Origin of the sequence: Nisaea sediminum (assembly GCF_014904705.1) — a bacterium.
GTDB lineage: Bacteria > Pseudomonadota > Alphaproteobacteria > Thalassobaculales > Thalassobaculaceae > Nisaea > Nisaea sediminum.
This window is the reverse complement of sequence record NZ_JACZCQ010000007.1, coordinates 26,696-39,566: the sequence shown is the minus strand read 5'-3', so window position 1 is coordinate 39,566 and position 12,871 is coordinate 26,696. Positions and strand designations below refer to the sequence as shown.

Here is a 12,871-nt window from a genome sequence, read left to right as displayed (position 1 = left end):
CGCGGCGCCGCGCGTTAGGAGATGCCGCGCGCGAATTTCCGAAAAGATTGATCTGTCATGCATCGCTATCGCAGCCATACCTGTAACGATCTCCGCCAAGACCATGTCGGCGAAACCGTCCGCCTTTCCGGCTGGATCCACCGCCGTCGCGATCACGGCCAGCTGGTCTTCATCGACCTGCGCGACCATTACGGCCTGACGCAGTGCGTGGTCGATATCGAGGACGAGACCTTCAAGACCGTCGAGAAGCTCCGCGTCGAGAGCGTGGTGACGATCACCGGACGGGTCGTGAAGCGGACCGACGAGACGGTCAACGAGAAGCTGCCGACCGGCCATATCGAGCTCCGTATCGACGAGATCGAGGTCCAGTCCACCGCCGAAGTGCTGCCGCTGCAGGTCAACGCGGACGAGGATGCCGGCGAGGAGACCCGCCTGCGCTACCGCTTCCTGGACCTGCGCCGCGAGCGCATCCACAACAACATCATGCTGCGTAGCAAGGTCGTCTCCTCGATCCGCCGCCGCATGGTCGAGCAGGGATTCTTCGAGTTCCAGACGCCGATCCTGACCGCCTCCTCGCCGGAAGGCGCGCGCGACTTCCTGGTGCCGGCCCGCCAGCATCCGGGCAAGTTCTACGCCCTGCCGCAGGCGCCGCAGCAGTTCAAACAGCTGATCATGGTCTCCGGCTTCGACCGCTACTTCCAGATCGCGCCCTGCTTCCGCGACGAGGACAGCCGGGCAGACCGCTCGCCGGGCGAATTCTACCAGCTCGATGTCGAGATGAGCTTCGTCGAGCAGGAAGACGTCTTCCAGGCGATCGAGCCGGTCATGGCGGGGGTGTTCGAGGAATTCTCCGACTGGAAGGTGCCGGGCCCGTTCCCGCGCATCCCCTACAAGGAGTCGATGCTCAAATACGGTAACGACAAGCCGGACCTGCGCATTCCGATAGAGATCTCCGACGTCACCGAGATCTTCCGCGACAGCGATTTCGCCGTCTTCGCCAAGGTCATCGCCGGCGGCGGTGTGGTCCGCGCGGTGCCGGGTCCGAAATGCGGCAGCCGGGCGATCTGCGACCGGATGAACAGCTGGGCGCAGGGCGAAGGCGCGCCGGGCATGGGCTACATCATCTTCGGCGAGGGCGAGGCCCGCGGCCCGATCGCGAACCGCCTGACGCCGGAGAAGATCGCCGCCCTCAAGGAACAGACCGGCATGGGAGACGGCGACGCCATCTTCTTCTCCGCCGGCAAGGAAAGCGAAGCCGCCAAGCTCGCAGGCACGGCCCGCGTGAAGCTCGGCAACGATCTCGACATCGTCGAGAAGGACACCTTCCGGCTCTGCTGGATCGTCGACTACCCGATGTACGAGCTGGACGAGGCAACCGGGAAGATCGACTTCTCGCACAACCCGTTCTCCATGCCGCAGGGCGGCCTCGCGGCGCTGGAAAACGAGAACCCGCTCGATATCCTCGCCTACCAGTACGACATCGTCTGCAACGGTCTTGAGCTCAGCTCGGGCGCGATCCGGAACCATCTGCCGGAGGTCATGTACAAGGCCTTCGCGATCGCCGGCTATTCGGCCGAGGTGCTGGAAGACAAGTTCCGCGGCATGTTGAACGCCTTCAAGTACGGTGCCCCGCCGCACGGCGGCATCGCGCCGGGCATCGACCGGATCGTTATGCTGCTGGCAAAGGAGCCGAACATCCGCGAGGTCATCCTCTTCCCGCTGAACCAGCGGGCCGAGGACCTGATGATGGGCGCGCCGAGCGAGGCGACGCCGGAGCATCTGAAGGAACTGAACATCCGCCTCGCGCTGCCGCCGAAACCGGCCGCCGGATAAGGACCGATGCTGGGTGCCGCCGAAGCCTTCCGACAGGCGCAGGCGGCGCTCGCAGACGGGCGTGCTGAGGATGCGGCCGAGCTGTTCCGGCGTGTCGCGCGCACCGCAAAGGACGATGCGGCCGCGCTGATCCATCTCGGCCAGATCGAAGCCCGTAGCGGCCGCCCGGACGGGGCGCAGAAAGCTTGGCAACGCGCACTGTTGCGTCAACCCGCCAACCCGACAGCGCTCGCCCTCTTTGCCGATCTCGAGGGTGCCCCCGGCCCGTCCCTCAAGGCGGCGCGGCAGTACGAGCGGCTACGCACTATCCTGCCCTATCACCCAGGAACGGCCGAACTGCTCGGCTGGATCTATGCCGAGACGAAGCAACCGGGCAAAAGCCTCCGGCGCTATGGCGAGGCAGCCCGTCTCGATGGCCTGAACCCGGCGGCCCACGCGCGCCACGCGGCGGCGCTGCACGGTGCCGGCCGGCTCTCCGAGTCCGTTCGTGCCTTCCGTCGCGAGGCGCTGCTGCGGCCGGAAGCCGCGGATGCATGGTTCAATCTCTCCGTACTCGAGCCGGCGCTTGGTGACCGCGAGGAAGGTCTTGCCCATCTCGCCCGCAGCCTCGCGGTCCGCCCGCTGAACGGGCCCGCGCTAGCCCGCCAGGCGCAGCTCCGCCGACGCCTCGGCAAACCGGGTGCGGAGACCAGCACGCGGAAATCGCAGCTCGTCGATCCGAAAGCGGCGCGCGGGCTCGTCGGCTCCGCGCGAACCGGTGATGCGGCCGCGGCCGCCCGCTGGTGGTGCGTCAGCCGCCGGGATCTCGAACCGGCGATGCTCTACATGCGGGCGCTGCTCGGCGCGGGTCGGCCGGAGCGGGCGCTGGAGGTGCTGGGCGAAATCAATGCCGACGCGACGCCGCCCGACGAACTGCTCCTGCTCGCAGCCGAGGCACATCGACGCTGTGGTTCAGACGGCGCCGCGCTGCCGAAAACGCAGTATCAGGAATGGCTAGGAAAACGCGCCGCGCTCGAAGAGACGCGCGCGCCGGTGACCGCAGCCGCCAGCGACACCCCGCTCTTTTCCGTGCTGCTGCCAGTCTACAATCCAGAACCCGGTCATCTGCGCGATGCCATCGCCTCCGTTCTGGAGCAGAGCTTCGATGACTGGGAGCTCTGCCTTGCCGACGACGCCTCGACGGATGCGGACGTCATCCGGGTCCTGAAGGAGGCTGCCGCGCAGGAGCCCCGCGTGAAACTGGTCTTGCGACCGGAGAACGGACATATCTCGGCCGCGTCGAATTCGGCGCTCGAAATCGCGCGCGGAACCTTTATCGGCCTCCTGGACCATGACGATTGTCTGGCGCCGGATGCGTTGGCTGAAATGGCACGGGCGCTGGCGGCGCATCCCGAGCTCGATCTCATCTATTCGGACGAGGACAAGATCGACGATCAGGGCACCCGCTTCTCGCCCCATTTCAAGCCGGCCTGGGACCCGGACCTGTCCCTCGTCTCCAATTACATCTGCCATCTCAGTGTGATCCGCCGGTCATTGGCGGAAGAGGTCGGCGGCTTCCGCCTCGGCCTCGAAGGCAGCCAGGACCACGATCTCGTGCAGCGCGTGGCGGAACGGAGCGCACCGGAGCGGATCGGGCATGTCCCGCGCATCCTCTATCACTGGCGGGCGACGGCGAATTCCACCGCCGCCTCGGTCGAAACCAAGCCCTACGCGCTGGCCGCCACCGGCCGGGTCATCCGCGATGCGCTGGAACGGCGCGGTTCGGACGCGCGCGCCGAGCTCAGAGGCGGCCGCTGGCGCCTCGTCCGTCCCCTGCCCGCCGATGCGCGCGTTTCCGTCGTCATCCCGACGAAGAACCGGCTCGGCCTGCTGCGTACCTGCATCGACGGGCTGCTCGACCAGACCGACTATCCGGATCTGGAGATCCGCATCGTCGACAATGGCAGCGACGACGGCGCCACCCTGCGCTATCTCGACGGGCTGGAACGCCGGGCCAACGTCACCGTGCTGAAGGATGCGGGTGCGTTCAACTTCTCCCGCCTCAGCAATCTCGGCGCGGCCGGAGCGACGGGCGCCTATATCTGTTTTCTCAACAACGACATCGAGCCTGCCAACCCGGACTGGCTGAGGGAAATGGTCGCGGAGTCGGCACGCCCGGAGATCGGCCTTGTCGGTGCCAAGCTGCTCTATCCCGACCGGAGCGTTCAACATGCGGGGATCGCTCTCGCAGGCGCCCATGTCGCACGGCATACCAACCTGAAGATCGCGGAGAATGACGGCGGCTACTGGGGCCGTGCCACGCAGGCACAGAACCTCTCCGCGGTCACCGGCGCCTGCATGGTCATGCGCCGTGAGATCTTTGAGAAGATTGGCGGATTTGACGAGGCACTGGCGGTCGATTTCGGCGATATCGACCTCTGCCTGCGCGTCCGCCGGGCCGGATACCGGGTGCTCTGGACTCCGCATGCGGTGCTGGTGCACCACGAGTCCGCCTCGAGGGGAACCGTGATCACGCCGGAGAAGGCCGCGCTCTACGACAAGGAACGCGCCTTCATGGTCGAGCGCTGGGGCGCCCTGCTGGAAGACGATCCGGCCTACAACCCCAATCTTTCCATCACACCGGAACGGCCAGCCTTTGCGCTTCCGGAAGAACCGCGCGCGATCAAGACCGGCGTGCGCCTCGGGACTATCTGAGGGTGGTCGTGAAGCTTTGTTCGAACTGCCTTTGGCCGGGGCCGTCCGGCCGCGTGACGCTAACCGTCCCGACATAGGTTCCCGGCGCCCAGCTCCCCCGGAGCTTGCGTCCGATCGCCCGGTAGAGCCAGTTCCGGTTCCGGTCGAGGGTCTCGGACTTGTCCGCGATCTTTTCTCCGTCCGGGCCGACCAGCTTCAGCTCCAGCCGGTCACCGGCGCGCGAACCGTAGAGTTCCGTCCAGAAGACGAGAGCCGGACTGTCTGCCGCAGGCCTCCAACCACCCAGCTTGCCGGATTTGGCGTCGGCAGCGTCAGGCACATGATCTGCGAAACCGGCATTGGGGGCGAAGGGTGAATAATAGGCGAGCTGGCGCAGGACCGGCTTGTCCCAGAGCGGTGCCTTGCCAAGACCGCAACTCTCCGCCGATGCGCCGAGGCCGGTAAAGGGATCGATCACGGCGTTGTCCTTGTTTACCGTGATGTGGATATGCGGAAACTGCGTCGCCCCGGACAGCCCGACGCTGCCGAGCTGGTCGCCGGCGACGACGGTTTCGCCCGCCTTCACGGCAACGCTGCCTTTCTTCAGGTGGCAATATTGGGTGGCCCAACCGCCGCCATGATCGATGCGCACGCCGTTGCCGCAATCCTTGCCGTCAAGGTCGTCCCGGCTGGCACCGCGGTTGAACACGTCCGCCATACCATCCCGCACGCCGACGACGCTGCCGGACGCAGCCGCCAGAACGGGCACATTCTCCTCCAGCCGACCGGCATGCGCGATAGCGATATCGGTTCCCTTGTGGCCGTCATATCCCATGTCCCCGCAGGCATAGTCACGGAAGTCCTTGCCCGGGTCCCGGTCGACATAATTTACGACCCAGCAGTCCTTGCCCGGAGTGCAAGCGATCGGCAGGGAGAGCGGGAGGGGCGATGGAGCAAGGCCATCGAGAACGGGAGGCTCCGGCGCCTTCGCTTGCGCAAAGACCAATGTGCCGGCCGAGGCCTCGGTCGGCGCGGGACCTTCTTGCGGACCGAGCAGGTCGACAATCAGCCAGGAAAAGGCCCCGCCGATGAGAAAGACGAAAGCGACATAGAGTGCGATCAGTCGGCCCAATGCAGGCTCCGTTCCGGTGCGTTATCCCTTCAGCAACGAGCGCAGATAGAGACCGTAACCGCTCTTCGCCAGCGGATCGGCCAGCTTCAGCAGCTGCGCGTCGTCGATATAGCCCATATGGTGGGCGATTTCCTCGACGCACGCAATTTTCAGACCCTGACGTTCCTCGACCGTGCGCACGAACTCGGAAGCCTGCAGGAGGGAATCGTGCGTGCCGGTATCGAGCCAGGCATAGCCGCGGCCCATGCGTTCGACATGCAGATCGCCGCGCTCGAGATAGACCTTGTTGACGTCGGTGATCTCGAGCTCGCCGCGCGGCGACGGCTTGATCGACTTGGCGATCTCGACCACGTCCCGGTCGTAGAAATAGAGCCCGGTGACCGCCCAGTTGGATTTCGGGTTGGCCGGCTTCTCGACGATCTCGTTCGCCCTGCCCTCGCCGTCGAAGGAGACGACGCCGTAGCGCTCCGGATCGCTGACGTAATATCCGTAGACCGTGGCGCCGGTCTCGCGGTCGGCCGAGCGCTGAAGCATCTCGGTCAGACCGTGGCCGTAGAAGATGTTGTCGCCGAGGATCAGAGCGGAACGGTCATCGCCGATGAAGCTCTCGCCGATGATGAAGGCCTGCGCCAGCCCGTCGGGCGAGGGCTGCACGCGGTATTCGAGGCTGATGCCCCACTGGCTGCCGTCCCCGAGCAGACGCTGGAAGCCTTCCTGGTCGGCAGGCGTGGTGATGATCAGGATTTCCTTGATCCCGGCCAGCATCAGGGTGCTCAACGGGTAGTAGATCATCGGCTTGTCGTAGACCGGCAGGATCTGCTTGCTGACACTGACGGTCAGCGGATACAGCCGTGTGCCGGACCCGCCGGCGAGGATGATCCCTTTCATCCCTCTCCCTTTCCTAGTCACTCATTCCGCGGCCAGCAGAACGTCGAGCACCTCGTCGAGGCCGTCCTGCCAGGGCCGCCGCGGCACGTTGAAGGCCGCGATGATCTTCGCACAATCCATCACCGAATTTGCCGGCCGTTTCGCCGGAGTCGGATAGTCGCTCGACGGGATCGCCGCGACCGACGGGCGCCGTCCCCAGACCTTTTCCGCGCGGGCGAAGATCGCCTCGGCGAAGCCGTACCAGCTGGTCCGGCCCTCCGCCGTGAAGTGATAGGTACCCCAGCCGTCGGTCTGGCCGTCCCGGATGCGGGTCGCGATGGCCAGGATGGCGTCCGCGATGTCACCCGCCGAAGTCGGAGCGCCGAACTGGTCGGCGACCACGCGCAGCTCGTCGCGCTCCTTGCCGACGCGCAGCATGGTCTTGACGAAATTGCCCCCATGAGACGCATAGACCCAGGAGGTGCGCATGATGACATGCTCGGGGAGCGCCGCGCGCACCGCCTGCTCGCCCGCTTCCTTGGAGGCGCCGTAGACACCGAGTGGCGCCACCGGATCGCTTTCGAGCCACGGCCCGTCCTTGGTTCCGTCGAAGACATAGTCGGTCGAGATATGGATCAGCGGGATGCCCGCGTCCTTCGCCGCCGCGGCGAGATTGGCCGGGCCGTCGCGGTTGATCGCATAGGCCGCGTCCCGGTCCTCTTCCGCCTTGTCGACCGCCGTGTAGGCCGCAGCGTTCACGATCAGCGACGGTTTCACCGCCTGCACCGCCGCCCTTACCGCCGCCCCGTCGGAAATGTCGAGATCGGCGCGGACCAGCCCCGTCGCCTCGTGCCCGTGCCTCGCGGCGCGCGCGAGCATTTCGGTCCCGACCTGTCCGCCGGCGCCGGTGACGAGGATCATGGCCTTACCCCTTGGAACCGGTGCCGAGACGCTGGCCGGAATATTTGCGGTCGAGGATCGGCTGCCACCAGTCCTTGCGCTCGAGATACCATTCGACGGTCTTGCGCAGCCCGCTCTCGAAGCTCTCGGACGGCTCCCAGCCGAGCTCCGCCTTGATCTTGGAGGCGTCGATCGCATAGCGGAAATCGTGCCCCGGGCGGTCCGTCACATAGGTGATCTGCTCGGAATATTTCTTCCCGCCCTGCTGCGGCACAAGCTCGTCGAGCAGCGAACAGATGCCGGTCACGACATCGATGTTCTTCCGCTCCTCATTGCCGCCGATATTGTAGCTCTCGCCCGGCACGCCCTTCGAGCAGACGGTCCAGAGCGCACGCGCATGGTCGTCGACATAGAGCCAGTCGCGCACATTCTCGCCCTTGCCGTAGACCGGGAGCGGCTCGCCCGCGAGCCCCTTGATGATCATCAGCGGAATGAGCTTTTCCGGGAAATGGTAGGGCCCGTAATTGTTCGAGCAGTTGGAGAGCACGGTCGGCAGGCCATAGGTCTCCATCCAGGCGCGCACCAGATGGTCGGAAGAGGCCTTGCTCGCGGAATAGGGCGAGCGCGGATCGTAGGCGGTCTCCTCGGTGAAGAGCCCCTCGTCGCCGAGCGAGCCGAAGACCTCGTCGGTCGAGATATGGTGGAAGCGGAACTTCGCCTTCACCGCGTCCGGCGCCGCGTTCCAATATTTCCGGGCCGCTTCCAACATCGTGTAGGTGCCGACGATATTGGTCTGGATGAAGTCCGCCGGCCCGTCGATCGAACGGTCGACATGGCTCTCGGCGGCGAGATGCATCACCGCGTCCGGCTTGTGCCTGGCGAAGATCCGGTCGAGCGCCGCACCGTCGCAGATATCCGCCTGCTCGAAGACGTAACGGTCGGAGGCACTGACCTCGTCGAGCGAGGCGAGGTTCGCGGCATAGGTCAGCTTGTCGAGATTGACCACTTTCACGCCGGTGTCGGCGATCACGTGGCGGACCACGGCGGAACCGATGAAGCCGGCGCCGCCGGTGACGATGACTGTCTTGATGTCGCTCACGCTCGTGATCCCTCAGGCTTCGTAAGTGAACGGGCTGTCGAATTCGGAGAAGGGCTGATAGGCCTCGTCCTTCGCCGAGAGGATCGGCGCGCCGTCGAGCGGCCAGTCGATGCCGATATCCGGGTCGTTCCAGGTCAGGCCGCCCTCGCAGTCCGGCGCGTATTTGCCGGTCACCTTGTAGAGCACTTCGGTATTTTCCTCGATGGTGCAGAAGCCGTGCGCGAAGCCGACCGGCACCAGGATCTGGTTCCATTCCTCGGCGCTGATCACCCGCCCGACCCATTTGCCGTAGCTCGGCGAGCCCTTGCGGATATCGACCGCGACATCGAAGATCGCGCCGCGGATCACCCGCAGCAGCTTGTCCTGGCCGTGCGGCGGGGTCTGAAAATGCAGCCCGCGCAGCGTTCCTTTCGGCGCCGAGTAAGAGTGATTGTCCTGGATGAAAGTATAGTCGAGACCGGCTGCCTCGAAGGCGCCCTGGTTGTAGGTCTCGGAGAAAAATCCACGATGGTCGCCGAACTTTTTCGGCGTGATGATCTTGACGTCCGAGATCTCTAGCGGCTCGACCTGCAAGGCCCTGTCTCCCCTTGGATTCACGCGGCCTTCAGGGCCTGCGGGGCTATAGCATGCGGCCCGCAACGGCGGCAAGCGGCGAGCCCTTGGCGCTTGCCTCGAATCGTGGCACATCAGAGCGATGAGTGATCCCACGCCCCCGACCGACGGGCCCGCCTGTGCCGTCGTCATCGTCAGCTACCATACCGGCCCGTGCCTGATGGATTGTATCCGCTCCGTGCTGGACGAGGCTTCCGCGCGCGAGATCGTCGTCGTCGATAATGGCAATCCGGAGGAGACCGTCACGGACCTCCGCGCGCTCGCCGACCGGGACGAGCGCGTCACGCTGCTCACCGGGCACGGCAATGTCGGCTTCGGACGGGCCTGCAATATGGGTGCGCGGGCAACGACGAGCCCCTATCTCCTGCTGTTCAATCCGGACTCCGTGCTGAAGCCCGGCACGCTGGACAGCGCCCTGCAAAAACTCGAAGCACGGCCGAACATCTCCCTCTACACGGTCCGCATCGAGAATCCGGACGGCAGCGAGCAGCGCGGCTGCCGGCGCAACCTGATGACACCCTGGACCTGCCTCGTCGAGGTCTCCGGCCTGTATAGTCTCGGGTTCAAGCGGATCAACCTGCACGGAACGCCACCGCCAAGCGAACTGACGGAGGTCGAATGCATCTCCGGCTCGTTCCTGCTGTTCCCGAGGCGCGTCTTCGAGGAGGTCGGCGGGATGGACGAGGATTACTTCCTGCATATGGAAGACGTCGATGTCTGCTACCGCGTGCGCAAGGCCGGAGGGCATATCTGGTTCGACCCGACCCTCTCCGCGACCCACGTCCAGGGAACCAGCGACACGAGCGGAATTTTTATCGAAAAACAGAAAACGCTGGGCGGCGCTCTCTACTTTGCAAAGCATTTCGGCGGATGGCACAATCCATTGGTTGCTTTTGTCAATCTTGCGCTCTGGGCACGATATGCTCTTATTTTCATGAAGTTACGCGCCAAGAAACTCTGATCTCCCCGTTCTGGAACATCTTCCGATTGCGGCAATATACGCATAGTCAAAAAGGACTCTATTGCCGCTTGTTTTATTGTTAATTTTATGTAAATTTCTAATCATTGCCATAAAGGCAACGCTATCTCCCGTCGGTTTGCACCCCAGAAAGGACTGGTACAGACCATGCTCGATGCCCAGCTCGTTTCCCCCGAAACCGCTCCCGCTTCCCGTGCCGCGCAGACGGTCTTCTTCGTAGACTGCGAAATTCTCGACCCGGAAATCCTGCTTTCCGGACTCGCTTCGGGAACCGCCGTTCATTACTTGCCGCGCGTCGGCAACGCGCTGGACGCGATGGCGGTCGCGCTGGAAGCGCACGAAGAAAGCGCACGGCATCTCGTCATCCTGGCACATGGTTCGGCCGGCACACTGAGGCTCTCCGGACGGAAGATCGACATCCGCGCGCTCCGGCGCGACGTTCGGCGCTTGGCGCGGATCCGCGAAGCGCTGGCGAAAGACGCCGAGGTTACGCTGCTGGCCTGCGCCACCGGCGCCGGCGCCATCGGCCGCGCCTTTCTCAGGACTTTAGAAGATGCGCTCGATGCCACGGTGCATGGCGCCCATGACGAGGTCGGCGGCGCAGCCGGCTGGAAAGCCTTGCCCGCGGCCCAGAACCACATCAGCTCCGCGGCACTCGCGCTCTATCCGCATCGGCTCGCCTTCACCGGAGGCCCCGCAACCAACAACGCTGAAACGCTGAGCGGCGATGCGGCCGACGATAATATCGACGGGCTCGGCGGTAACGACAACATCCAGGGCGGAGCCGGCAACGACACGCTGACAGGCGGAGCCGGAAACGACACTCTCGACGGCGGCTCTCACAACGACATTCTAAGTGGCGGCGACGGAAACGATTCGCTCTTCGGCGGCGCGTTCAACGACACGGTCTTCGGCGGGGCGGGCGACGACAATATCCTCGGCAATACCTCCGAGATGAGCGGACGTCCGGAGAGCATCGACGGCGGCGCCGGAAACGATTCCATCACTTTCGTCGGCGGCGGAAACCTCGACCTCTCGAACACGACGATCGTCGGCGTCGAGCATATCATCGGGTCCAGTTCCGCCGATTCCATCACCGGCACGAGCAGCGCGGACAATATCAGCGGCGCCGCCGCCGGCGACCTGCTCTCCGGCGCGGGCGGCGACGATTCCCTCAGCGGCAATGCCGGTACCGACCAACTCTACGGCGGGGCCGGGAACGACATCCTGGTCGGCGGCGACGATGCCGACACTCTGGTCGGAGGTGCCGGGAACGACACCTATTCGGGCAGCGCCGCCGAGTTCAACGGCGACACCATCTCCGGGCTCGAAGCGGGCGACAGCATCGTCATTACCGGCAATACCGCACTCGCGAACAGCCTGAACGGCCAAACCCTCGGAAGCACGCTCAGCCTTGGCTCCGAGACCCTGAACTTCTCCGCCGCCGCGGCCAACCTGACCATCTCCGGGGCCGCCTCCGGCGGCAACACCGTACTGACTTTCAGCGTGCCGACTTCGTCGAGCGGCTCCTCGTCTCCCACCGTGACGGTGACCACGACGACCAGCGGCACGGGAACGGGAGCCCAGACGACCCGCACACTCTCCAACACGTCAGGCGGCACGGCCACGGGGCCCGTCATCGAAAACGGCGGCAACAATACCGTCAACGCCACATTGCCGAGCGGCGTGACGCTCAACAGCAACGGCAGCACGACGTCCATGAGCGGAAGCGGAGCGACCACGGAACTGGAGCAGAAGATCGGCTCGACCGGAACCTCCGCCGGGACGCAGACCTTCATGGACGGGCATGCGACGACCTACGTGAACTCGCTTGGCGGATCAGGGGTCGATGTCCGGACTGTCAGCTTCACGTCGACTGGTACCGGCGCCAGAACCATCGAGATTACCGGCTCGTCTTCCGGAACGACGAACAACGAGGCATTGATCATCGATACCGGCGGACTGCCCACGGGTTCGACCATCAAACTCGACCATATCGGTTTCACCGCGATCATCGGCAACGCCACCGTTACCGGGTCGGAAGGCGCGGCCTATGTGGTCGGCGACGACAACCTGCAGAACTTCTCCCTCGGTATCCTGAACGACACCGTCGCGAGCGGCGGGGGCGCCGATACGATCGATACCGGATGGGGCGACGATCTGGTTTACGGCAACCAGGACCTGGACATCGTCGTTGGCGGCGGCGGTCTCGACACGCTCTATGGCGGCCAGGGCCAAGACGATGTGGACGGCGGAAACGATGCCGACCTTCTCTACGGCAACAAGGGCGACGACACGATCAACGGTGGCGAGGCCAGAGACATCCTCTATGGCGGCCAGGACAACGATCTTCTCTATGGCGGGATCGGCGACGACACCCTGTCGGGGAATCTGGGGAACGATCTGCTCTTCGGCGGTAGCGGCGACGATCAGCTGGGCGGCGGCGGCGGAGCGGACACCTTCGCCTTCGAATTCGGCGGAGGCAACGACACGGTCGCGGACTTCATTGTCGGCGAGGACACGCTGCAATTCGCAAGCGGGCTGAGCTTCACGACATCCGAAGACAGCAGCGGCAACGCCCTGCTGAACCTTTCCGACGGCGGGACGGTGACGCTCCTCGGCGTCTCCAAGTCTCAACTCGGTCTCGCCGCGACCGCCGGATGGGATCTTGCCTAGGGCGGGACAACCGGTCCCTCGAGCCGGTAGAGTGCAGCCCTGAGCAACCGGAGCCCGGCACCCCCCGTGCCGGGCTCCTCCTTCGCCGGGGGCCGTGAGC

9 protein-coding genes are annotated in these 12,871 nt (G+C 65.0%); 4 read left to right on the top strand and 5 right to left on the bottom strand.

Annotation, left to right across the window (positions count from 1 at the left end):
- Positions 1-57 precede the first annotated feature (57 nt).
- Positions 58-1,833, top strand: coding sequence for an aspartate--tRNA ligase (gene aspS, locus IG122_RS17075; RefSeq protein ID WP_193186384.1), 1,776 nt, complete (start codon positions 58-60; stop codon positions 1,831-1,833).
- A gap of 6 nt (positions 1,834-1,839) precedes the next feature.
- Positions 1,840-4,527: a glycosyltransferase gene (locus IG122_RS17070; protein ID WP_193186381.1), complete on the top strand. Its 2,688-nt coding sequence runs from the start codon at positions 1,840-1,842 to the stop codon at positions 4,525-4,527.
- Here the strand turns inward: IG122_RS17070 and IG122_RS17065 are convergent.
- The 5 genes from IG122_RS17065 to rfbC are packed head-to-tail and all read right to left on the bottom strand — an operon-like array spanning position 4,520 to position 9,077.
- A complete protein-coding gene (locus IG122_RS17065; RefSeq protein WP_193186378.1) occupies positions 4,520-5,638 on the bottom strand; it encodes a M23 family metallopeptidase in 1,119 nt (372 codons plus the stop codon). The genes IG122_RS17070 and IG122_RS17065 overlap by 8 nt on opposite strands.
- Positions 5,639-5,659: 21 nt before the next feature.
- A complete protein-coding gene (rfbA, locus tag IG122_RS17060; RefSeq protein ID WP_193186375.1) occupies positions 5,660-6,526 on the bottom strand; it encodes a glucose-1-phosphate thymidylyltransferase RfbA in 867 nt (288 codons plus the stop codon).
- A 21-nt stretch (positions 6,527-6,547) separates the two neighbouring features.
- The gene (gene rfbD / locus IG122_RS17055) at positions 6,548-7,426 is read right to left on the bottom strand and encodes a dTDP-4-dehydrorhamnose reductase (RefSeq protein WP_193186372.1); all 879 of its coding nucleotides are present in this window, start codon (positions 7,424-7,426) and stop codon (positions 6,548-6,550) included.
- Positions 7,427-7,430: 4 nt separating this feature from the next.
- A complete protein-coding gene (gene rfbB, locus IG122_RS17050; RefSeq protein ID WP_193186542.1) occupies positions 7,431-8,495 on the bottom strand; it encodes a dTDP-glucose 4,6-dehydratase in 1,065 nt (354 codons plus the stop codon).
- 21 nt (positions 8,496-8,516) lie between these two features.
- Entirely contained in the window at positions 8,517-9,077 is a 561-nt protein-coding gene (gene rfbC / locus IG122_RS17045) for a dTDP-4-dehydrorhamnose 3,5-epimerase (RefSeq protein ID WP_226893695.1), read from the bottom strand.
- A gap of 121 nt (positions 9,078-9,198) precedes the next feature.
- On the opposite strand from rfbC, the gene IG122_RS17040 reads away from it, so the two are divergent.
- Both IG122_RS17040 and IG122_RS17035 read left to right on the top strand, forming a co-directional pair.
- The gene (locus IG122_RS17040; protein ID WP_193186369.1) at positions 9,199-10,077 is read left to right on the top strand and encodes a glycosyltransferase family 2 protein; all 879 of its coding nucleotides are present in this window, start codon (positions 9,199-9,201) and stop codon (positions 10,075-10,077) included.
- A 165-nt stretch (positions 10,078-10,242) separates the two neighbouring features.
- Positions 10,243-12,771, top strand: coding sequence for a DUF4347 domain-containing protein (locus IG122_RS17035; protein WP_193186366.1), 2,529 nt, complete (start codon positions 10,243-10,245; stop codon positions 12,769-12,771).
- The last annotated feature ends 100 nt before the right edge of the window (positions 12,772-12,871 follow it).